Source organism: Brasilonema octagenarum UFV-OR1 (assembly GCF_963888615.1).
GTDB lineage: Bacteria > Cyanobacteriota > Cyanobacteriia > Cyanobacteriales > Nostocaceae > Brasilonema > Brasilonema sennae.
The window spans coordinates 1-21,613 of record NZ_CAWPKW010000352.1 but is presented as its reverse complement, the minus strand read 5'-3'; the positions used below and the strand labels follow the sequence as shown (position 1 = coordinate 21,613).

The 21,613-nt window shown below is 40.3% G+C and carries 18 protein-coding genes and 1 pseudogene; 10 read left to right on the top strand and 9 right to left on the bottom strand.

Features of this window, described 5'->3' with window-relative positions; translation table 11 throughout:
* Nucleotides 1–17 precede the first annotated feature (17 nt).
* A complete protein-coding gene (locus AC5590_RS31700) occupies nucleotides 18–272 on the bottom strand; it encodes a hypothetical protein (RefSeq protein WP_169267228.1) in 255 nt (84 codons plus the stop codon).
* 120 nt (nucleotides 273–392) lie between these two features.
* Here AC5590_RS31700 and AC5590_RS31695 point away from each other — a divergent pair, with 120 nt between their 5' ends.
* Nucleotides 393–1,214 (top strand): carbonic anhydrase, encoded by an 822-nt coding sequence (locus tag AC5590_RS31695; protein WP_169267227.1) that lies wholly within the window; start codon nucleotides 393–395, stop codon nucleotides 1,212–1,214.
* Nucleotides 1,215–1,372: 158 nt separating this feature from the next.
* Here AC5590_RS31695 and AC5590_RS31690 read toward each other — a convergent pair whose 3' ends face one another.
* The 3 genes from AC5590_RS31690 to AC5590_RS31680 are packed head-to-tail and all read right to left on the bottom strand — an operon-like array spanning nucleotide 1,373 to nucleotide 3,855.
* The gene (locus tag AC5590_RS31690) at nucleotides 1,373–1,660 is read right to left on the bottom strand and encodes a hypothetical protein (RefSeq protein WP_169267226.1); all 288 of its coding nucleotides are present in this window, start codon (nucleotides 1,658–1,660) and stop codon (nucleotides 1,373–1,375) included.
* A gap of 38 nt (nucleotides 1,661–1,698) precedes the next feature.
* A complete protein-coding gene (locus tag AC5590_RS31685; RefSeq protein WP_169267225.1) occupies nucleotides 1,699–3,168 on the bottom strand; it encodes a ketol-acid reductoisomerase in 1,470 nt (489 codons plus the stop codon).
* A gap of 15 nt (nucleotides 3,169–3,183) precedes the next feature.
* Nucleotides 3,184–3,855: a cysteine hydrolase family protein gene (locus AC5590_RS31680; protein WP_169267224.1), complete on the bottom strand. Its 672-nt coding sequence runs from the start codon at nucleotides 3,853–3,855 to the stop codon at nucleotides 3,184–3,186.
* A 121-nt stretch (nucleotides 3,856–3,976) separates the two neighbouring features.
* Between AC5590_RS31680 and AC5590_RS31675 the strand changes: the two genes are divergently transcribed.
* Nucleotides 3,977–4,879: a LysR family transcriptional regulator gene (locus AC5590_RS31675; protein ID WP_169267223.1), complete on the top strand. Its 903-nt coding sequence runs from the start codon at nucleotides 3,977–3,979 to the stop codon at nucleotides 4,877–4,879.
* A gap of 324 nt (nucleotides 4,880–5,203) precedes the next feature.
* Here AC5590_RS31675 and AC5590_RS31670 read toward each other — a convergent pair.
* A pseudogene (locus tag AC5590_RS31670) lies at nucleotides 5,204–5,338 on the bottom strand (glutaminase); the annotation flags it as partial.
* Nucleotides 5,339–6,336: 998 nt separating this feature from the next.
* On the opposite strand from AC5590_RS31670, the gene AC5590_RS31665 reads away from it, so the two are divergent.
* From AC5590_RS31665 to AC5590_RS31645, 5 genes are all read left to right on the top strand, one after another.
* Nucleotides 6,337–7,452, top strand: coding sequence for a septal ring lytic transglycosylase RlpA family protein (locus AC5590_RS31665; protein WP_169267222.1), 1,116 nt, complete (start codon nucleotides 6,337–6,339; stop codon nucleotides 7,450–7,452).
* 214 nt (nucleotides 7,453–7,666) lie between these two features.
* On the top strand, nucleotides 7,667–9,265 hold the full coding sequence (locus AC5590_RS31660; protein ID WP_169267221.1) for a bifunctional pantoate--beta-alanine ligase/(d)CMP kinase: 1,599 nt from the start codon (nucleotides 7,667–7,669) through the stop codon (nucleotides 9,263–9,265).
* 281 nt (nucleotides 9,266–9,546) lie between these two features.
* Nucleotides 9,547–10,416, top strand: a complete 870-nt coding sequence (locus AC5590_RS31655; RefSeq protein ID WP_169267220.1) for a DUF5895 domain-containing protein — start codon at nucleotides 9,547–9,549, stop codon at nucleotides 10,414–10,416.
* A gap of 5 nt (nucleotides 10,417–10,421) precedes the next feature.
* Complete coding sequence (locus AC5590_RS31650; RefSeq protein WP_169267219.1) at nucleotides 10,422–10,589, top strand: hypothetical protein; 168 nt, start codon at nucleotides 10,422–10,424, stop codon at nucleotides 10,587–10,589.
* A gap of 230 nt (nucleotides 10,590–10,819) precedes the next feature.
* The gene (locus AC5590_RS31645; protein ID WP_211178629.1) at nucleotides 10,820–11,773 is read left to right on the top strand and encodes a M48 family peptidase; all 954 of its coding nucleotides are present in this window, start codon (nucleotides 10,820–10,822) and stop codon (nucleotides 11,771–11,773) included.
* 111 nt (nucleotides 11,774–11,884) lie between these two features.
* Here the strand turns inward: AC5590_RS31645 and AC5590_RS31640 are convergent, their stop codons facing one another.
* Nucleotides 11,885–12,112 carry a hypothetical protein gene (locus AC5590_RS31640; protein ID WP_169267218.1) on the bottom strand — a complete coding sequence of 76 codons (228 nt, stop codon included), beginning with the start codon at nucleotides 12,110–12,112 and terminating at the stop codon, nucleotides 11,885–11,887.
* 366 nt (nucleotides 12,113–12,478) lie between these two features.
* On the bottom strand, nucleotides 12,479–15,271 hold the full coding sequence (treY, locus tag AC5590_RS31635; RefSeq protein ID WP_169267217.1) for a malto-oligosyltrehalose synthase: 2,793 nt from the start codon (nucleotides 15,269–15,271) through the stop codon (nucleotides 12,479–12,481).
* A gap of 798 nt (nucleotides 15,272–16,069) precedes the next feature.
* Between treY and AC5590_RS31630 the strand changes: the two genes are divergently transcribed.
* On the top strand, nucleotides 16,070–17,062 hold the full coding sequence (locus tag AC5590_RS31630) for an NAD-dependent epimerase (protein WP_169267237.1): 993 nt from the start codon (nucleotides 16,070–16,072) through the stop codon (nucleotides 17,060–17,062).
* Nucleotides 17,063–17,082: 20 nt separating this feature from the next.
* On the opposite strand, the gene AC5590_RS31625 is transcribed toward AC5590_RS31630, so the two are convergent.
* Both AC5590_RS31625 and AC5590_RS31620 read right to left on the bottom strand, forming a co-directional pair.
* Nucleotides 17,083–17,637, bottom strand: coding sequence for a methylmalonic aciduria and homocystinuria type D protein (locus AC5590_RS31625; RefSeq protein WP_169267216.1), 555 nt, complete (start codon nucleotides 17,635–17,637; stop codon nucleotides 17,083–17,085).
* Nucleotides 17,638–18,304: 667 nt separating this feature from the next.
* Nucleotides 18,305–18,514: a glycogen debranching protein gene (locus AC5590_RS31620; protein WP_169267215.1), complete on the bottom strand. Its 210-nt coding sequence runs from the start codon at nucleotides 18,512–18,514 to the stop codon at nucleotides 18,305–18,307.
* Between the two features lie 213 nt (nucleotides 18,515–18,727).
* Here AC5590_RS31620 and AC5590_RS31615 point away from each other — a divergent pair, with 213 nt between their 5' ends.
* Both AC5590_RS31615 and AC5590_RS31610 read left to right on the top strand, forming a co-directional pair.
* The gene (locus AC5590_RS31615; RefSeq protein WP_169267214.1) at nucleotides 18,728–19,684 is read left to right on the top strand and encodes a peptidoglycan-binding domain-containing protein; all 957 of its coding nucleotides are present in this window, start codon (nucleotides 18,728–18,730) and stop codon (nucleotides 19,682–19,684) included.
* Between the two features lie 87 nt (nucleotides 19,685–19,771).
* Nucleotides 19,772–21,253: a hybrid sensor histidine kinase/response regulator gene (locus tag AC5590_RS31610; protein ID WP_169267213.1), complete on the top strand. Its 1,482-nt coding sequence runs from the start codon at nucleotides 19,772–19,774 to the stop codon at nucleotides 21,251–21,253.
* Nucleotides 21,254–21,613 lie beyond the last annotated feature (360 nt).

The following is a 21,613-nucleotide window of genomic DNA, read 5'->3' as shown; positions in this document are numbered from 1 at the left end:
AATAATATGAAATGCGATTAATGACTGGAGTTTAGACAGTCTAAACTCCACTTATTTAACAAGATAAAGATTATAAAAATAATATAATTTTTTGCCCATATTTTTGGTTCGTGCCGATTGATACGCTCAGGTGCAAGATATAAAGGATTGGCATAAATGCGATCGCCAAGGCACGTTTCGGGGGGAAGCGGAGGAACGTAAGCTGCCGCACTACCAACGACTTTTACCCACACCAACTCAGAAGTGATACTCAAGACAGTTGCTGCTGACACCCATGAGCACTTAGATTTGCTTGAATGACAAATTGATAAAATTTATAACATTTTTATACTACACTAACTATACAGGGAAAATTTTTCTGATATTGCCTCTATTTGTCAAAAGTTAGCTGTATGAAGAAATTAATTAAAGGTCTGCGTGAATTTAAGGCTAATTATGTTAGTACACACCAAGAACTCTTTGAACAACTATCTCAAGGTCAAAAACCCAGAGTGTTATTTGTTACTTGTTCTGATTCACGTGTAGACCCAAATCTAATTACACAAGCTGATTTAGGTGAATTATTTGTTATCCGCAATGCTGGCAATATTATTCCGCCATTTGGAGCAACCAAGGGCGGTGAAGGTGCGACAATTGAATACGCTGTGCAAGCTCTAGGTATTCGACAAATTATTGTTTGTGGTCACTCGCATTGTGGTGCAATGAAAGGGCTGATGAAGTTACATAGTCTGCGAGATGAAATGCCGCTTGTTCATGATTGGTTAAAGTATGCAGAGGCAACCCGACTATTGGTAAAAGAACATTACACCCAATACAAGGGGGAAGAACTACTCGAAATTTTAACCGCTGAAAATGTACTGACTCAAATTGAAAATCTGCGGACTTATCCAGTTATCCGCTCCAAGCTATACCAAGGACAACTAAAGATTTACGCCTGGATTTATAACATTGAAAAAGGAGAAGTTTTAGCCTTCGATCCAGAAACTCATGCTTATGTCTTGCCTCAAAGTCAACTCAAAAGTGATGACACAGATGAGAGACGACTTAAGGAAGAATTTTTAAATGGTAATAACATAAAAAATAACATTTCTGAACAAGAAACGGCAGTTGATCCGCCTCAAGAATTTTTCTATGACGTGCATCAAAGGTTTCCAATAACACGACTTTCAAAAGACCAAATGGATCGAATTTACCGAGGTTCAAGAAGAAACTGAATTTGAGAAGACTTTCATAGCAATTTTATTTGATTTGTGTGAAAGTGCCTGCGCGTAGCGCATAAGTTGAGGAACGAAACCCAACACCTGCCTCGCTTTTGTTGGGTTAAGCCGAGCGCAACCCAACCTACAATTCTTCTTAACTGAACCGTATTGCCCTAAAGCGCTACTACAACAGAACGCAACTTGGTATCAGGACGATTTCCCACAACTTCCTGCCAAACTTCCAGCCATGTTTGGGCTGCTTTGTCGCTTACCATTTCTGAGATCAAGGCATTGATGGTTTTTTCTGGGACAAGTCCCTGTGCTAATGTTGGGCAGACTTGGTGCTTGTCGTAAAGCTCAATCAGGGTTGTGATGCGGGTTTTCCACAGCGCTGCATGATTTGTGCTGTTAAACAGAGTACGGATAATTAACTCCGCATCCCCGACATCTACCTTAGCCACCTCGGTAAAGCAGTTAAACCCATACTTTCAGCTCAATTTTATCCAAAAATATCGACAGAAGGTCGCAGCTGAGTACAAATCGACAACGCTTGGTGAATGTCATTCGTCAAAAAGTTTTCAAAAACTTTTTCATCTGTCTGTTTGTTATCATCCAATGCAGTAAAAGCCTGCTGGCAGAAAATGTAATCGAATCGTGGTGCCCATTTTCTAGTTCCAAGCTGTGCTGTCATGGAACAATTATTAAGCATATGAGCCACCCCTTTTTGATACATGTAAGGGTTTAAAGAATCCACCGCTTCAATAATGGACTCATTGACAATTTCAGAGTAAAGATGTCCCTTTTCCTTCAATAAGTCTACTTGAGCCATCATGGTAGCGATATAAACTCCAGCAGTTACAGGATGAATGGAAACTTTCTCAGGTCGTCTATTATCACGAACATTGACGCCAACTTGCCACATTTGTGTGCCGTCAATTTTTCCTATAGGAAAACGCTGATGACGATTGTTTGCTTCAATCACGCTACGAATTTCATTTCCAGAAGCAACTTCATCATAAATCTCCATTAAGATTTCAAAAGCAGGATGATAAGCAGCAGAGTAAGCTTTTTTGAAGGTTTCTTTTTCGGCATCAGTTAGAGATATATAAATGGACAAGAACCCATTTTTAGAAATCATATTGCTAATTGGTTGAGTGAGAGATTCTACAGAATTTATATAAGCTTCCTCCTGAGAATGTCCAGAACGAATCAACCAGCGATATAAACTTTCTACAATTCCGTGAACTGCTCCCAGCAAAATTCCTCTTTCTCCAAAAATGTCAGACTTATATTCTGATTCAAGAGTCGTTTGGAAGATTGTAGGAGAACCAATTGCTACTGCCCATGCAAGTGCGTAATCTGTTGCTCTTCCATTAACATCTTGATGAATGGCAAAGCTGGAGTTAATGCCAGCGCCATGAATTTCTTTACCCTGTTCATAAAGTTGCCTGACTGAAAGTCCCATCCCTTTAGGACAAACAGCAATCACGTTAATGGTTTCAGGAAATGAATCCCCAATGTTTTTTAGATGTCCAAGCAAAAATCCATGAGATAATCCGAGTGTAGTTCCAGGACGAATAGCCTCAAAAATTTGCTGATAATTTGCTGCCTGTGCAGCATCAGAAATGAGAAGAATTAACAAATCAGATTCAGAGATGACTTCATACATTTCTCCTAATGTGCCATTGTCTCTAGTAAAGCCAGCTTTTTCTGCCAATGGAATAGAAGATGAATTTTTCCGAAGACCTACTTTGACCTTGATGTTAGTTCCTGCTAGAGAATCTCTTAAATTTTGTGCTTGAGCAGGACCTTGGGACGACCAACCAATCACTCCGATTTGGTGAATTTCTGCAAAAGCTTTAGGTAAAAGTGGAAAAAGATGGCGTCCTCCTCCAACGATATATTCTTCTTTCCCTGCTAAGATAATCTTCTCTTTCTCGAATGTATTTGTGCTAAATTCTAAGCTCATCGTCTGTTATCCTTATCAATAAAAGCTTTTTCCGGAAGTTTTTACTGTTTGTGTTGCTAAAGCTATGCACTCTTCAGTACTCATCAAAATCACGCCAATATTCCTTAGCTCTTGCAAACCTCGCTCATAGACTTGAGATGTAGCATTTGGAATGAAAACGACTCTAAAATCTCGTTCACTTGCCTCATAAATGGTAGTGCGTGGGCAGTTAGGAAAGTTACATCCGCAAATCACTAAAGTGTTAATGGAATACTCACGTAAATGTTTTTCAAGAGAGGTTTGAAAAAAAGCTCCCCATCTTGGTTTGTACATAATCCATTCATGATGACTAACCCATTGAAAAGCTCCTGAAATTAGCTTATCTATATCAAGCATTATTTGAAATGATGGTTTTAATTCGTTGACAAGTTCTACTCCATCAGTGCCATGAACTGCAACCTGCTTGCCATTTTTAATATCTTGTCTGCGACATAAATCAACATTGGAACCATCGGGTAAATAAATCCTGATAACATGAATAATCGGTTTCCCGCTTTGTCTAAATGCTTGTAATAATTGCTGAATTTTAGGTATCACTTCCCATGTACCAAGAATCTCTGCACAAGCCCCAGGTAATGCAAAAGATTTTTGTATATCTATAGTCAGCAAAGCAGCATTTTCCCAATCAGGACTGGTGTCGTCTTTCATGGAATCAAATCCCTAAATATTGGTTATTTTGAATATTCTTGTTGTTACTTTCTAACATAAGTGCTAATGTTTTCACTGTCCAACACATTTTTGATAGGCAATTAACACTTAAAATGTTCTAATGGAGCTTCGACATTTACGCTACTTTGTTGCTGTTGCAGAGGAACTGCACTTTGGTCGAGCTGCAGAACGACTGCACATGACTCAGCAACCTTTAAGTCAACAAATCCGTCAGCTGGAGGATGAATTAGGCGTACTCTTGTTTGAGCGCACTAAGCGCCGAGTTCAATTAACAGAACCAGGAAAAGCATTTTTAGTAGAAGCACGTCACATTTTACTGAAAGCAACTGAGGCTGTAGAGATAGTAAGACAAGTGGCTCAGGGAGAAAGCGGACGACTCAAGGTGGGATTCTCTGGTTTTGCTACCTATAGCGTTTTACCCAAAGCTTTGAGGATTTTTCGAGAGCGTTTTCCACGCGTGGAACTCGAATTAGAGGAAATGACAACAAGTGCTCAAGTGCAGGCGCTGCAAGAACAGCAAATCCATCTTGGTTTGATGATTCCGCCTACACCTGATGCTTCTTTGACTCTTGAACCAATCCTCAAGGAGCCACTTGTTGTGATATTGCCAGAGACTCATCCTTTAGCAACTCAGCCAGAGTTAGCATTACCCATGCTGGCTAATGAGTCCTTCATTCTGGTATCACGTCAATTAGAACCGGGCTACTACGACCAGTGTATTAGTTTATTCCAACAAGCAGGTTTTAGCCCTAAAGTCGTGCAAAAAGCCAGCCAAAAGCAGACAATTCTTGGTCTTGTCTCTGCTGGTATGGGTGTCTCCCTTGCTCCTGCATCCATACGTAATATTCACAGAACAGGAGTTGTATACATTACTTTGAATCTATCGGATGCAGAGGTGGAGCTAGTAGCTGTCTGGCGACAAGATGAGTCATTACCAGTTTTGCGGACATTTCTTGAGGTTATGAAAGAGGTTGTGGATCAAAATTTCAGTCCGATTTTATAAAGGTAGAGGCGCAAATGCATGTACAAATCTAAACAATGTTATCCAACGCAGTGATTTAGGATAACTTTTATTCCAGGGAGGGTGTGAATTACCACTCTTTTTCCCTAAAATAAGTTTCTTTGCGAACACTCGAACAAGTGTAAACCAAACTGCTGCGAAAGTTCTTCACAAACCTTAACCCCCCGAACACTATTAACCCAAGTTGCTAGTTATCAAAAAACGCCTGAGTTTAAGTACCAGTTCTCAATTAATAGTATTTTGCAATACTTCAAAAGGGAGTTTTCGTATGACTTATATACCGTTTCTAGGGACTAATTAGCAACTTACGTTATTACCGCGTGAATCGAGAGGTAGTGAAAACACTCCAATCCCCATGACATTTGGAACAACAGCAATAATTCCACCAGAAATTCCACTTTTTGCCGGAATACCAACCTTATATGCCCATTCACCTAAAAATTTTCTTCAAATAACATTAGCATTGCTGTTTTGTCAATTTCGCTCTGTGTATAATTTATTTTACTGAATTAGGACTTACGTGCTTTATAAAAGTAACATCATGTGTATAACGTAGTTTGGTCGTTCCAGACTTTTGAGAATTACCACCAGATGGGTGGTGATCGCTTAAAGATTATCGAAAAATCAGGTTTGAATGTCCCAAATCCATACTCCATATTTCGTATTTCCTGTCAATGCGTAAGTCCTATGAATATTGTGTCTTATCTTGTCATTTCAAATATGATGAAAGACTTAGTATATATAGCTACTAAACAAATAATGATTTTTCAAGTTAACCTGAATATTTATATCGTTTTGCAAGCGAAAACTGTGTTAATGCGGTTCTAATTTGGCTAAGGTACATATTTATCTGCGTCCAGGGTGCGTTTACCTGCGGTTTCTTCTTTCTTGCTGTACCTTAGCCAGGCGGGAAACGCTATATTACTTGCAAAGCAACTCAGAAATAAGACCAAAAAGTTAGTTTTTTCAAAAAAATCTTTCTTCGTAGTTATAAAGAATACTAAATATACTTATTGTTTATTTAAACTTTTTGTTAAAAAAAACTACTGTAAATAAAGTAAAAGTATGTTCAGCAGTTTAAATCACCTTTCTTTAGCATCAATTATGTTTCTAGACAAGCGTATATGCTACTGCAATCAATTTAATTACTAAATTATTATGAGGTTTTGATAATAAAATTTCTAATCATAAAAAAACTGTCACATAGCCAAAATGCTCATATTTGTAAGGTTTGTGACTTGAAATGAGAGTTAAATTTTGATAAATTGACCAAGGATTAATCAAAAACCTGATCCCCAAACATCTAGGTTTGTGATAGTCTGTTGCAGTTACGCAAAAAGTGAACGCAGAACGAGTTGAAATTTTTTTTAAGATCTATCACTCATCAGTGGTGCAAATTTAGAAACCTCTGTTCTTCAGTCGCTTTAACATTCGGACGCATGAATCAAAAACATTTGTGGACTGTTGTCGCTGTCTTTTCTACTGTTTTCGGGACACAATCTATAGGTCGCGCCCAAACGACCAAAGAAACGTCTCCAAGTTCGTCACTTCCTTCTGGTGACGTGGTGAAAGTAGGAGAATACAAATCCCCACCGGGAAACCCTGCTTCTAATGCTGTGATGACTGAAATTCAGGCTCATGAAGTCGCAGGACGTCAAGCGGCAACACTCTATATTCGTAAAATTCCGGTTCTTACGTTTGTGGGTGAAAATGTTGGTCAGCAGCCAACTGCAAGTGCCCAGACAAAAGTTGGTGCATTTAGTGATGAAAATGGCACGAAGCTTGACAGCACAAATGCAAGCAGCCCAACAAAGGTAGTATCAATTGGGGAAAGCATAGATGTCAAAAACCAACCTAACTCTACTCAAGATGACCCAATTCATAGGGCTTCGGTCGTAGCCGCCAAGATAAACCAGCTGATCTGGGACAAAGTGGACGCCAACAAGATTACGGTGAGTTGGATAGCAGCAGGTGAGTCCACACCAAATCAGAGCCAGCAGAAAAATGGCCAAGCTGGTCAGCAATCAGTACAAGGTCGCTACATCATCAAGGCAAATGGCGACGAAATCGTGGAAATCGATGATCATACATGGCTAGCAGATACAACCAAAGATCGAGCTAAAGACGCTCTGCAAGCCACAAATCGTCTGCGAAGACTAGTAGGTAAAGCATCTCCCCTGAATGAAATTGCTAACTTACCTACAAATACCCTGGTACAAATACCAAAAATATCCGTGCCAGATTTGCCAGGACAGATAGTCAAAGGACTAAAAGGAGTAGCTTCCTATTATGGCTATGATGGTTCTGGCAACCGCACTGCTACTGGTGAAAGGTTTAATCCAGAAGGGATGACTGCTGCCCATCGCAGCTTACCTTTTGGAACGCGAGTCCGTGTTACCAACACGCGTAATGGTCGTTCAGTAGTAGTTCGGATTAATGATCGAGGACCATTTATTCGCGGTCGAATTATTGACATTTCTGTTGGTGCAGCGCGGATTTTAGGAATGATGGGTAGCGGTGTTGCACCTGTGCGGATAGAAGTGTTAGGAAGGTAAGAACCGGGGATGAGGAGGCAGAGTGCGTCCTTGGGAGTTTTCCCCTTTGTACCTGCCATGGAAATGAGGGGGATGAGGAAGATGAGAAAACGTCAGGAAGTCATTTTTTCTCCTGTGCTCCATACCTCCTCATCAATCCCCCTAGCTGCTGGTCTACTCCTCAAATTCAGATATAAACTACTGGGGAGAGATAGACAACACTAGGGGTATTTTTGTGCGCCTGTTAACAACAGTCGCAGCTTTACGCTGCTATTTAGCTCAACACCGTTTTGAAAACCAGCTTGTGGATCAAGCGCAGCTGTTAGCATTTGAGGTGACTGCTCGATCCCACACAGCAGTTGGTTTAGTTCCCACAATGGGAGCGTTGCATCAAGGTCATTTAAACTTAATTCAACGGGCGCGGCAAGAAAATGCCATAGTGATTGTTAGTATCTTCGTGAACCCGCTGCAATTTAGTCCAAACGAAGATTACCAACGCTATCCTCGCACAACAGAGCAAGACCAATTACTTTGCTCACAAGCAGGGGTAGATGCAATTTTTGCTCCGACTCCGGAAGAGATGGGAGTTGCCCAGAAGATTATACAAGAATCAAAAGTTACACAAGTTATCCCACCATCTGCTATGATATCTGGCTTGTGTGGTCGTACTCGGTTGGGTCACTTCCAAGGTGTAGCCACAATTGTCACCAAGCTTTTCAACTTGGTGCAGCCTGACCGAGCTTATTTCGGTCAAAAAGACGGTCAGCAACTTGCCATTATTAAACGGCTTGTAGCTGATTTGAATTTTTCAATAGAGATTGTTGCTTGTCCTACGGTGCGAGAAGCATCTGGTCTTGCCGTAAGCTCTCGTAACCAATATTTGACCGCAACACAAAAACAACAAGCATCAGTGTTGTATCGTGGTTTGCAAAACGCTCAAGCAGCTTTTAGCGCCGGAGTTCGTGATGCAAAAGCCCTCATAGGGGCGGTACGGCAAGAAGTGGCAATGTTCAGTTCTGTTTTAGTGGAATATATTGAATTGGTTGAACCAAATACCTTGATGCTTATAGAAGAAAAAATTGAGGAAGAAGGAATGCTCGCGATCGCTGCTCGTCTTGGTTCTACACGTTTGATTGATAACATCATTCTGCGCGCTCGCCAACCCATCATCGCCATAGACGGACCTGCCGGAGCTGGAAAATCTACTGTCGCTCGTCAAGTCGCAGCAAACCTGGGTTTAGTGTATTTAGATACAGGAGCAATGTATCGTGCTGTCACTTGGTTGGTGCTGCAAAAGGGAATAGCTTTAGATGATGAGTGTGCGATCGCAGAAGTAGCCAACCACTGTGTCATTGAACTATCTCCCGGCAAAGACTTACAAACACCAGTGCAGGTTAGGATTAACGATATTGATGTTACCCAAGCAATTCGTACTCACGAGGTGACATCTAAAGTATCGGCGATCGCCGCTCAAAGTGCTGTACGTCAAGCACTGCTCAAACAACAGCAGAATTGGGGTAAAAAAGGTGGTTTAGTTGCAGAAGGCAGGGACATAGGTACCCAAGTTTTCCCTGATGCAGAAGTAAAAATCTTTCTCACCGCCTCTGTCAGCGAGCGTGCTCGTAGACGCCAGCAAGACTTTCATAAACTTGGTCAACCAGAAGTGAGTATACAGCAGCTGGAAAAGGATATCGCTGAACGTGACTGGAAAGACAGCACTCGCAAAGTATCCCCCCTACAAAAAGCTCCAGATGCTGTTGAAATAACGACAGATGGTATGAGTGTTTCTGAAATCACAGAACAAATTGTTGACTTTTACACCAATTTGCGATAATTATAAAAGACCATGAGTTGAAAGCAGGTTAAGCCTGTTTTCACCTCATTTTAGACGTGTTGTCGCACATTTGCCCATTCTTAACCAAATACCCCAAATAGCCGATTTTACAGGCATTTGTTAAAATTATGAGTATATTATGCATGACTTGCTGAAGAAACTTATTGAGTGCTTTTACTCATAATATTGATTGTGTTTCAAGCCACTAAGTGAATTGAAACCTCAAGCATTGCTAAACCATGTAAACTTGATCTGCAAAACACTGACAAGCGCCTAAGACGATGAAATTATCTGTAAAATTCGACTTTGAGGATGAGAAGTATAATGCACCAGCTTCTCAAGTCATCCCTTGGTGTCAGATGATTAATCCTCGCTATGGCACAAATGGCTTACAGCCTCACGGTTTGGCAATTAAACCGGATAATGCTACGTTAGTGGGTTTTCAACCCGATGACAATTGGCATGAGCTAGAGCATGAATTTAGCTCTGGAGTCGAAACGGTGTATATCACTACCACTCCTCGGATAGTCGTCGTGCGTCGGGGACCATTATCTGTTAAAGACCGAGAAACTGGTGTGAAATTGGGTACACTCAAAGACAATTATGATGCTTTTTTAGCAGACAAACTTAAATTTAAAACATTTACTCGCTATTTAATTTATTTAGTAGGAGAAGATAAAAAGTTTTTACATGAATCCCCTCTACAGTTAACTCTTAATGGAGCAGCTGGAGCAAGTTTCAGCAAGGCTTACTCTGACTACCAACAAGGTAAAGTCACTAGCGGGTTCGTTGCTGAACTAGAAAGAGCTTATGCTGGATACCGCAAGCAGCCTCTGACACCAAAAGGTGGACTATTCCATGCTCACGGAATTTTTTGCCCTATTATCAACTGTGAAGAAAGAGGAATTGAACCAAACACAGTTTTGGTAGCTTCTACTGTAGACTACAAACATCCCACAGTTGCCAGTTTAACAGACTACCTGATTGCTTCCGATTCCCAAGAGTCTGAAATTATCTCTAAGACTTTTGAAGAGTACAAGGACTTTGGAAAGGAAACTATGAAAGCGGAGACACCTCGGATGGAGATGGCAGGAGTTTCTAGTTCCTACGTTTATCCGGATGAAGATGATTATGCTTATCCACCGTATTAGTTACAGTGAATAAGTTCCCTGTCTTTAAGCTAAAGTCCTTTTTCAAGGACTTATTCTTTGCGATCGCCTTTGGCGATGTTCATGCACTGCGCCTTTATGAGGCGATCATGGATGCTAGTGGTGCATTCCACCCAGCACTAATAGTTGTATTTATTACTAACTTGTATCTGTAGTTTATTTCAACAAGTAGTCCTTGAGCGTTTATGCAGGACTGCGGGTGATGGCGGTAGATGGAACAGTGTTCGATGTGCCTGCGCAGTGACGCTTTTTCAGGAATGATAAGTAATCAAACGAACTTAATATAAGAGGTTTCTTGAATAGAGCAATAGAGCAATCGCTCTACTTAACCTTGTATCTTAAGAACAGGGTAGCAAATTATGAGTCAGTAAGGCGATAAATTCAAATGCAGACAATCCACCTTAAGAACATCAAGACGCAACAACGCGCAGTCTTGGACAGGATTTCCAATTTAGCCTCAACTGCGACACCAAACACGATTCAAATACAAGAACTGACTCAAACCATAACTCAAGTTGTTGCAACGATTGAAAAAATCTGTGCCCAATCGCAAGCAACACCAGCTAATCTGACAAGGTGCTCACGTCACATTTATGCATGGATGAAGTTTTTGACTCATGAAAGCAACCTCCAACTTCACCTACAAACGACTTATAAAATAAAGCAAATTGCTCAAACGCTGTGTGAAACACATCAGCAACAGTTAGTCAATATTGTTGTTGAATTAACCCAAATAGCCGGGTTATGTAAATACAAACGTTCCTTAGTAGGTATGACTATTATCCTGAGTGAAGGTTTCATCAACGCTAGCGATGAAATCTTAGAAGCACTAGTGAAATTAGCTTTATTTGGGAAATGTCAACATAGTACAAGACTTATTAGAAATTATGCAGAAAGTGAAGAATACAGTTATGTCTTGACAGAACTTGATGTCATTACTGAAGTCGTTGTAGAAAATGCCAAAGGAAATTACTACGATCTCAATGAGTTATTTCATAAAGTCAATCATGAATATTTTGCTTCTTCTTTAGTCAAACCACGTCTGATTTGGGGCAGGATTAACACTTATCGCAAATTTGGTCATTATGAGTCAGCAAGAGACAAGGTAATGATTGCTTTGACTCTTGATAATGCGAGTATTCCTGAATTCGTGGTAGAATTTGTTTTGTACCATGAACTGCTGCACAAGTACCACGGTGCAACATGGATAAATGGCAGAAGAATGGTTCACACAACAGAATTTCGTCGGGATGAACGTAAGTTTAAATTGTACAAAGAAGCTGAGGAATGGTTGAATAACTTGTCATCTTGTGACAAAAATCCCATTCCTTCGCTTTAGAAGTAAAATTTTTCACCTTCTTGTAACCACGTAGTTGCACTCTTGATAACTCACCTTACTTTTCTCACCTTATTCAACTGAAAAGTAGCTTAACTCAAACAGTATTTGCTCCTAATAACGCACATAGTGACCACGAATCCATACCCGACGACCATTTCGTCTTTCCCAATGTGCAGGAACCCATCGACGTCGATCATATCGGCTAGCTATGACCTCTTGTCGTACAGGTCTCGCGTGAAAGCCAGGATCTACGCGAATCTCTAATGCTGAAGCCTGTGTTGGTATGGAGGCGATCGCCAAGGGTAAAGCAAGCAACGTACCTACAATTATCTTTTTCATTAATAAACTTCCTTTGACCACTTTGATCAATTATCTTTGGTTCAATCGGCTTAAAAATTTAACCGATTTGATATCTATAGTAGGAATAGGAAGCTGTCATACAGTAGAGAAAATGTGACTGACTTGACTGTTACTTTATTACGATCCTAAGTGTGACTAATGTCATGGGTTACATTGAACAACAAGATTCCCGACTTCGCAAAAGTTGTCGGGAATCTGAGAACGCGCGATTTATGCGCTATGCGCAGGCTGCGCCAACACAAATCACAATAAAATCTTTCCCTCTCCTTAATAAGGAGAGGGATGCCCGATAGGGCAGGGTGAGGTTCCAAAGGATTTTGAGCGAGAATCGTAGCTTGGGTTAAACTAGCCTTGACTAACCAACAAACCCACAGGGAAGTGTTTCAGCGCTTCGCCAATCAGCAAAGTGCCATTAGCTTCAACAGTTTGCTCGCTGATTGCATCTTTCCACGAAGTGACTTGTGTAGGTAACTTCAAGGTCGTGTCATTCCAAATATCTTGTCCTAGGGGGTAGTCTCCCGGTTGAATTAAGCTTGTAAAAAAGCGGGGAGCAATGGTAATAATCGTCTTATTTCCATCATTCCTTGCAAAGGCAATGATATTCTCTTTAAACTTGCCACTCACTTCTAAAGGTAAGTAGTCGCCTTGCTGAAAAACTTGTAAATATTCTGTCCTTGCTTTCAAACCTTGGACAACGAGGAACAGTTTAATTTTGGCATCTTCCTTATTAGCAAGTAACTCATCTATGAGCTTGAGAATATCTGTCAATGCGTGTTCCTTAATTGCTTTGAGATAAGATTCCCGAGTTTTAAAGTTAACCCGACGGCGATTATCAGGATCAACTAAGCTAAAATCCCATAGTTCAGTTCCTTGATAAAAGTCGGGAACTCCAGGCGAAGTAATTTTCAGTAGCGTTTGAGAAAGAGTATTGTAGATACCATTCTCAGCAACCCATCTTTGGAAAGGCAAAAATTCTTTTAAGAATGGATTGTCTTTCAAGGGTTCAAAAATTGCCGTGACAAAATCAGTAAAAGCATTTTCGTAAACGCTATTTTCTCGTAGCCATTCCGTATGAACTTTCGCTTCTCTGATAGCTTTAATCACATAATCTTTGACCCGTTCAATACAAGAGGGAAACTCTTCTTCATTAAATGGAAAGACTCCTACAAGTGCTTGATACAAAACATATTCATCATTCCTATCTGGCATTGTTAACTGGTCAACTGTCTTTCTGTGGGAACTATTAATTTCGCTCCACTTGCGAACTTGTTTTTCCCATTCCTCTGGAATTTCGGAAAGAACATTCAGCCTTGCCCTAGAATCTTCACATCGTTTAGTATCATGAGTAGAGGTAGTACTCATAGCACCAGACCATTGCTTGTGGCGTTTTTGATTAAACTCATGGAATTCTGAAGTACTAATACCAAAATGACTCGGTTCGCCACCGACTTCGTTTAAAGAAATAAAACGGTTATAAACATAGAAAGCAGTGTCTTCGACCCCTTTCGCCATCAATGGTCCTGTGTACTGTTGCACTCTCATGACAAAGTAAAGCCACTGGTCTTTCTCAGTTTGAGTAGTATCATCATCATATTCCAGCAACAGCAATTTTTCGATCAAGTTTAATTCATGGTTCAAGAATGGTGTGTGTGGTTTTGTCGCTTCAATCACTTCATGAACATAAGCGCGATCAATTTCAGAGATACCCTCTTTAGTAACGTAAGTCCGGTAAACAGGAAAGCGACTAAGGACTTCTGCAAGTGCTCGCTTTAAACCATTGATTGTAAAGTCATTTCCATACCGATGCTTACTCGCAATTTTCTTTAAAAGAGAAGTGATATTATCAATATCCCCGGCTAACGTTCTCTCTAGAATGAGGTGCTTTTTGTCGGGAACCATTTCCTCAAAAGATGTTGTTAGCCCTGTAAAACCTGAGTATATTTCAGTAAACTTATCTTCGTTTTCAGTTTTACAAAAAATTCCGTTGATGTAATTCAGATAATCATAGCCAGATGTACCTTGAACTGACCAGTCATTTGGTAAGTCTTCTCCAGGCTGTAAAATCTTTTCAACAGTAATATATGTATCTCCCGTCTTTTCTCTCAACCTGTCTAAATACTGTTTTGGATCGTATAAACCATCAATGTGGTCAATTCGCAAGCCTGTAAACTTACCTTCACTGACTAGCTTATTAATCAAATTATGAGTCTTTTCAAAAACCTTTAAATTTTCCACTCTGACTGATATCAACTCATTCACAGCGAAAAATCTTCTATAATTCATTTCTTCCGCCCCAACTTTCCAGTAACAGAGGCGGAAAAACTGTTCTGAAAGTAAACTTTCTAAAAGATCAAAGCTTTCTGCCTTTCCTGGTTCACCGTTAAAAAGTTGCAGATTTTCATCAATAAACGTTTTCACTTCCGGATTTTCTGTATACAATTCCCAAAGGAGTCCTTTGACAAAAGCTGCTTGGTCTTGTCTTTGCTGTGCTACTGTCTCTGAAGGAAGACTTTTTACTATATACAAGACACCAAGCAACCTCACAAATATCGGGTGCTCCCTTCCTAAAGCTTGAGCCAATTTTTCTAAATTCTCACTCAACAAATTGGCGTATGATTCTAATTTAAGAGGAATCTTTAAACTAAAATAGTTAACGTTTAGTCCTGTCTCGTCATACTTAAGTTGAATGTCGCCATTTTCTAAACACTCTCCGTAAAAGTTGCCCAGTAATGGAGCCAGTATCGGTTCGTAGTTTATACCAAAAGGAGCATTCCAAGGAATATCAAAGTAATCAACATAGCTGGAATGTATACCGTATTCCAACACATCCATCAAATATTTATTTTGGCTATCATAACCCATGTGATTAGGGACAATATCCTGTAACCAACCGAGCTTATGCTGTTGTAATTCTTGGACTAAGCTTTCAAAAGCTTCTTGAGTTCCTAATTCTGGATTTAACTGAGTGGGATCAACAACGTCATATCCATGACTACTTCCAGGTCTGGCTTTGAAAATGGGAGAAGCGTAGAGGTCAGAAATTCCCAACTCTACCAGATAGTTTGTAATTGCTTTTGCGGCATCAAAACCAAATTCTGAATTGAATTGAATTCGATAAGTTGCTGCTGGAATCCGCATATAAATTATTCCTCGGGTATATGTCTAAGGAGCGTTTTTTTCGTATCCTGTTTATGCACTTAAAATCACTATAAGGGTTTTCAATTGAATCCAGTACATCAAAGAGTTAAACAACCACAGATATAAATACTCTCTGAGTAACTTGTCAGAGAATACGCAGGCTGTAGTAAATGAATTTGTCTTTCATTCGAGCCAGAACCCTTATAGATTTTTTAGTGAAAATTATCAGGCTTGGTTAAGCAAACAAGTCTCAGATATTACTTTCAGTTGTTGCACATTGCTATTTTTTATGGTAACGGTAAACTACGACATTGCCATTTTTCATGAGTATAAGAGAAAAAATTTCTTCAATTTTTTTCTGAAATTATTATAAGTTTAAATTTGACATCAATTTGATTGAAGTTGATTAAACTGAAATCTTGCACAATTCTCAATAACGCAACCACGCGAACGGCGATAAGCTGGAGGACTTGGGCGTTCGCGCTACAACGACCGACTCAGCACAAGTCAGTCGTTCGCGCAGCGTGTGCTTTGCGCATAGGCTTTAGCTTGTGTGTATCGCCTATAACTGAAGCTACACGATGTATTGCACCCAACACCATCAAGCGCTATAGTCATCACCTTCACACAATTAATTTTTTCATATGATTTTTCTGCTTTGGCGAATAGCACACTCAGACTAAAAACTACGTCAGCCTGCTAGTGAAAATCCCCCCAATAAAATTCCTGGCTACAGCGATGGCTGTAGTTCAAGCAATGACTATGATGGCTGTTATAGACTTTTGAGGGATATTGATGATGAGGGTACTGGTTACTGGTGTTGCTGGATTCATTGGCTATCACTTAGCACAACGTCTTGTGAAAGAAGGTGTCGAGGTGATAGGCATTGACAACTTAAATGACTATTATGATGTCAACCTAAAAAAAGCTCGTTTGGCGCAGCTTGACTCGCAGCCGGGGTTTACGTTTGAGTTTTTGGAGTTAAGCGATCGCCTTGAGGTTGCGAAACTCTTTCAAAACTACACTTTTGATTATGTCGTCAATCTTGCAGCCCAAGCAGGCGTACGCTACTCTTTACAAAATCCTTGGGTTTATATAGATAGCAATGTTACAGGCTTTGTTAACCTTTTGGAAGGATGCCGCCAAAGTCAAATCAAGCACTTAGTATTTGCCTCTTCAAGTTCTGTTTACGGCATTAACACCAAAGTTCCCTTCGCTGTCAATGATAATGTTGACCATCCTATTTCACTGTATGCTGCAACTAAAAAAGCAAATGAACTGATTGCCCATACTTATAGTCATCTTTATCACATTCCAACAACTGGGCTACGCTTTTTTACAGTTTATGGTCCCTGGGGAAGACCCGACATGGCATATTTTAAATTCGTAAAAGCGATACAACAAGGCAAGCCCATTGATGTCTACAATTTTGGTAAAATGCAGCGAGATTTTACATACATTGACGATGTTGTCGAGGGCGTCTTTCGGGTGATGCTTAAACCACCTCAACCCAAGATAGCCAACGTAGCAAACAGTAATGCTCCTTACAGGCTTTATAACATTGGTAACAATAACCCTGTGGAATTGATGACGTTCATTGAAGTGATAGAAAAGGCGCTTGGCAAGAAAGCCGTGAAAAACTTATTACCGATGCAACCGGGAGATGTTCCTGCAACTTATGCCGATGTAGATGACCTGATGCGTGATGTTGGATTTAAGCCCAGTACACCGCTAGAGCAAGGTATAAATTGCTTTGTGCAATGGTATCAAGAGTACAAACAAGCTGAATAGAAAGTATAAATTTTTCATCCTTAATCTTTTATCTTCCAGTCATGCAGGGGGGCTATGCTCTTGATAACCCACTCTATGATCATTGGGGGAGCTTGTGATATCAAAATTCCAGGATAAACTGCCATTCCCCACTTCGGGTGGACTAATAAACGGCATTTGTTCTGAATAACCGGATAATGCAGTAAAGCTTTCACAGCTGCGGTGTCATCGTGCAGAATTTTCCCTGGACGGGAAAGCAAAGGATAGCCAGTGCGGGGGTCGATTAGGTCTGTTAAATAATGGCGATCGCGCAGATTAAATGCCACATCACAGCCAAATCTCATAAACTTTTCCCGTAACCTTTGTTTTTCTGTCTCAATTTTCGGTGTACTTTCTACAAGTTCATATCTTGATTGCTGTAAAACAATCACCACCCACAAGAAAAGCTGTTTTTTCCAATCTGGTAATATCTGCTCGCGGTTGGCACAGATATACAGACTAGGAACATGAATTGAAATTTGAACTGCTTGTCCCCTTTTGCCAACCAAATTAATGGGACAGCCTCCAGCAGAAGTGTAAACTGTCGGATATTGCACTCAACTTTATTTGGTTTTTACAAGTTTTTGACATCGATCTTTTTTTTTGATGATAACTCTTAAATAGTCAAAATAAATATCAATTTTCCCTACTAGAAGAGATACTTTCAAGCTGTTTCTAGTATTATACTTATCTTTAATAAATCTTTAATCTTTCTTTTACCTTTTATGATAAGTTTTTTATTTTCACTTTGCTATAGCAGTCCTATTTGAATTGTGAGACACTCTTGCGCATCGAACTCACGTCAAAAGTAAGCCAGTTCTCGACTCAACACTGCTCGGGTTTTGCCCAAAAAACAAAAATGTGTAGGTTGGATCCAGTGAACGAAACCCGACATTTGGGACGCTTTGTTGGGTTTGACTTGGTTCTTCTCAACCTACTACTACAAATATTCTTAGTCAAAAGTGAGGCAGTCCTCGATTAGTAGTGCAACACACTAACTTTGACGGGTTGATGAGGTGAAAAAATCTTACTCTCCCCGTGCTTGCCTTAACCTGGCAATTTTGGGTTGTCAGAGCACTAGGTTTCCACGCTCTGGGGGGAAACCTGGGGAATGGGCGAACCCCAAGGGCGTGCTGCAAGAGCGTCGTAATTTCCGTGCGCTCATTTATCGGTTTTATGTGGATGATTTGCAATCGTCGGAATTGAGAATTCTGACTTGCGGCTTCAATCCAACTTTAAAGCATTCACCGGAACGTCATCCCAAGAATTAACTGTTCGCAACCGCGCCACCCACCCCCATGCCTTTTGCTCCTCAGTTAAATTTTGCTTAAATGACTCATGACAGTCTTTGGCTTGGGACTCGTTACAGCAAGCAATACAGGCATAAATCATTCCAGATGGATCAAGTTGTTCATTTACCCAGATAGTTCTCATGGCTCATTATCACCAAAACTGAAGCAGAAAAAGCAATATGCCATATAATGACGCAATTGCACAACAAATTTTTGAAATCTTCTGTAATTAATAGATAAATTATTGAAGCAGTTACAGGCAAAGGTTGTAGACGATACTCTAGGAAACAATCTATAAAATCTATGGGTATACTTTACTTGCCTGTCATTTTTACGAAATAAAGAACTAAAGAATATGGCACAAGATCCCAACGGAATTTGGATTTGGAAGCTTTCAGAGATTCGTGCTGATTATCTGGACAAGCTTGTTGAACGAAAAGTACAGCGTGTTTATCTTAAGGTTTTTGATGGAAAATATCAAGGTAAACCAACTTTTTGGAATTGGCAGTGTTCTCCAGAAATTATTCAGGAATTTAAGTCTCGTGAGATCGAAGTGTATGGATGGGGATATCACTATGGTACTGCTGATATTACTAGACAAATTGTAAAAGTTAGGCAAGCTCTTAACTGTGGACTGGATGGCTATATTGTTGATGTAGAAAAAGAAGTAGAAGATCCAAGCACACATACAAATCTAGACAAGCTTCTTTCTGCTGTGCGTATGATCGTCAAGGAAGGAACTTTAGGATATACAACTTTTGGAAATCCTCGACTCCACCCTAATGTTCCTTGGCAGATTTTGGATAAGTATTGCGACTTAGCGTTCCTACAAATCTATTTTGAGAAGTTCACTTTCAAACCCACGACTCCAGAAGAAGTTAAAGATTGTCTAGATGCTTACAAAAATTTGGGTTTGAAAAAACCAATCTTACCCGTTTGGGATTCGGAAAGTGATACAGCAAAACCTGCAACAGCCGCTGAACTTCAAGATTACCTGAATAACTATCCTGGCTCATCAATTTGGCGTATTCCCAAGGAAGGTGAACGTGGTGAAGCTTGGAATTTGACATATTCTGGCTTTGTATTACCAGTACTTAGACGTAATCTTCGTCAAGGAAGGATAGGAGATGATGTCAAGGCTGTGCAAAAAGTGCTGAATGCAAGAGGGTACAACGCAGGAAGCGCAGATGGAAATTTTGGTCCTCAAACGGAAGCTGCTGTCAAAGCATTTCAGAAAGCAGCCGGTTTAACTGTAGATGGAGAGCTGGGTAAACTAACTTGGACCACTCTTGGTGGTAAATTTGATGCATGATGGTAACAGACAGATTTCAGCCACACTAAGCTGAAATTTGTCTTGCGTGCCAAATATTTCTCAAATTGCCATATCAGTTTTTTTGAAATGCATAGAAATCAAGGTCAAGAATATAAAGGCAATATTCTAGTCGTTGATGATACACCAGACAACCTACGTCTGTTGTCAGCAATGCTGACTGCACAAGGTTATGAAGTTCGTAAAGCCTTAAATGGCAAAATGGGACTGATGGCGTGTCAAATGGTTTTGCCTGATGTCATTTTGCTAGATATTAACATGCCAGGAGTAAATGGGTATGAGCTTTGTCAGCAACTTAAGGATGACGAAAGAACTTGTGAAGTCCCAGTGATTTTTATTAGTGCTCTAGATGATGTGTTAGATAAAGTAAAAGCCTTTGATGTGGGAGGTGTAGACTATATAACTAAACCTTTTTCTGTGGCGGAAGTTATCTTACGAATTGAAAATCAGATTAACTTGCGTCTATTAGAAATTAAACTTCAAGAAAAAAATCTTTTGTTGCAAAATGCTCTTGACGATTTAAAAGCTGCTCAAGTTAAACAAATTCAAAATGAGAAGATGGTCGCATTGGGGCAATTGGTTGCCGGAATTGCCCATGAGGTGAATAATCCAATCAGTTTTATTTATGGCAATCTTGAATATGTTGGGCAATATATGCAAGAACTGGTCGGTGTGATTTCACTCTATCAGCAAGAATATCCACATTCGACACCAAAGATTGAGCAGATTGTTCAGGAGATAGACCTAAATTTTTTGATGTATGACCTGAAAAACTTATTAGGTGCTATGAACAGAGGTGCCGATCGCATTCGGCACATTGTACTAGCGCTACAAAAATTTTCTCGGGTTGACGAAGCCCAGATGAAGTCGGTAAACATTCATGAAGGTATAGACAGTACTTTGGTGATGTTGCAGCATCGACTCAAGGAAACAACATATCGTTGTCCCATTGTTGTCGTAAAAGAGTATGACGACAATTTGCCGCCTGTCACTTGTTATGCTAGCGAACTGAACCAAGTGTTTCTGCATATCTTGAATAATGCGATCGATGCTTTGGAGTCAACACACTGGCACAGTGAGTCCCAGATGTGTTCTGGTTCTGGTGGAGAAATGAACACAAGTCTTAGTAGCACAAGCCATCGAAAACTTCACCGAATAGGGGAAGATGAGCATAAACTTTGTGATCAACACATCTGCCAATGGGAAGATGACCAAAAGATAAGACCATTACACTTTACCAACTCACCAACTCATGACGTTAGCTCCACAATTAGTGCTCCTGTGATTCGTATTCGTACAGAGTTGGCAGATGATAATACAGTCAAGATTAGTATCGCTGACAATGGACTTGGTATGGATGAGTCAGTCCGATCAAGAACCTTTGACCCATTTTTTACGACAAAGCCTGTTGGTAAAGGCAGTGGACTGGGATTAGCAATCAGCCATCAGATTGTGGTACAAAAACATCAAGGACAAATTAGTTGCAATTCCTTACTAGGAGAAGGAGCAGAGTTTATCATCGAAATCCCAGTCAAGCATCCAAATACATAATTAACTATTGAGTGACTATAAATACAATCAGCCTCTTCAACTGCTCAGCCTTTCACAACACAAGCAATATCTTAAGAAGACCACAGAGTAGGAACTCAGAATACATCACGGCAAGCGTTCTAAGGAGGAAACCCCCAAGACCGCGTTGCCTCCCGATAAATAAGCGTGGATTTGAACAAGGATGCCTCAACTTCAGTACTATGTATCTCGAAATACATCTTTATGTTTAAACACAGGAGCCAGTGCTGTGGGCGGTGAAACCAGTGCTGCGGGAGGGTTTCCCTCATGTGCCACTTCTGTGCCCAGAGCAGCGCCTTGCGGTGAATCCAGCGCTGCCAAGAGTTGTGCCTTGCGGAGCCA

Coding starts and splice junctions, on each gene's coding strand:
- AC5590_RS31695 (WP_169267227.1), top strand. CDS start 393: ATGAAGAAATTAATTAAAGGTCTGCGTGAATTTAAGGCTAATTATGTT.
- AC5590_RS31685 (WP_169267225.1), bottom strand. CDS start 3,168: ATGAGCTTAGAATTTAGCACAAATACATTCGAGAAAGAGAAGATTATC.
- AC5590_RS31680 (WP_169267224.1), bottom strand. CDS start 3,855: ATGAAAGACGACACCAGTCCTGATTGGGAAAATGCTGCTTTGCTGACT.
- AC5590_RS31675 (WP_169267223.1), top strand. CDS start 3,977: ATGGAGCTTCGACATTTACGCTACTTTGTTGCTGTTGCAGAGGAACTG.
- AC5590_RS31665 (WP_169267222.1), top strand. CDS start 6,337: ATGAATCAAAAACATTTGTGGACTGTTGTCGCTGTCTTTTCTACTGTT.
- AC5590_RS31655 (WP_169267220.1), top strand. CDS start 9,547: ATGAAATTATCTGTAAAATTCGACTTTGAGGATGAGAAGTATAATGCA.
- AC5590_RS31645 (WP_211178629.1), top strand. CDS start 10,820: ATGCAGACAATCCACCTTAAGAACATCAAGACGCAACAACGCGCAGTC.
- AC5590_RS31640 (WP_169267218.1), bottom strand. CDS start 12,112: ATGAAAAAGATAATTGTAGGTACGTTGCTTGCTTTACCCTTGGCGATC.
- treY (WP_169267217.1), bottom strand. CDS start 15,271: ATGCGGATTCCAGCAGCAACTTATCGAATTCAATTCAATTCAGAATTT.
- AC5590_RS31630 (WP_169267237.1), top strand. CDS start 16,070: ATGAGGGTACTGGTTACTGGTGTTGCTGGATTCATTGGCTATCACTTA.
- AC5590_RS31620 (WP_169267215.1), bottom strand. CDS start 18,514: ATGAGAACTATCTGGGTAAATGAACAACTTGATCCATCTGGAATGATT.
- AC5590_RS31615 (WP_169267214.1), top strand. CDS start 18,728: ATGGCACAAGATCCCAACGGAATTTGGATTTGGAAGCTTTCAGAGATT.
- AC5590_RS31610 (WP_169267213.1), top strand. CDS start 19,772: ATGCATAGAAATCAAGGTCAAGAATATAAAGGCAATATTCTAGTCGTT.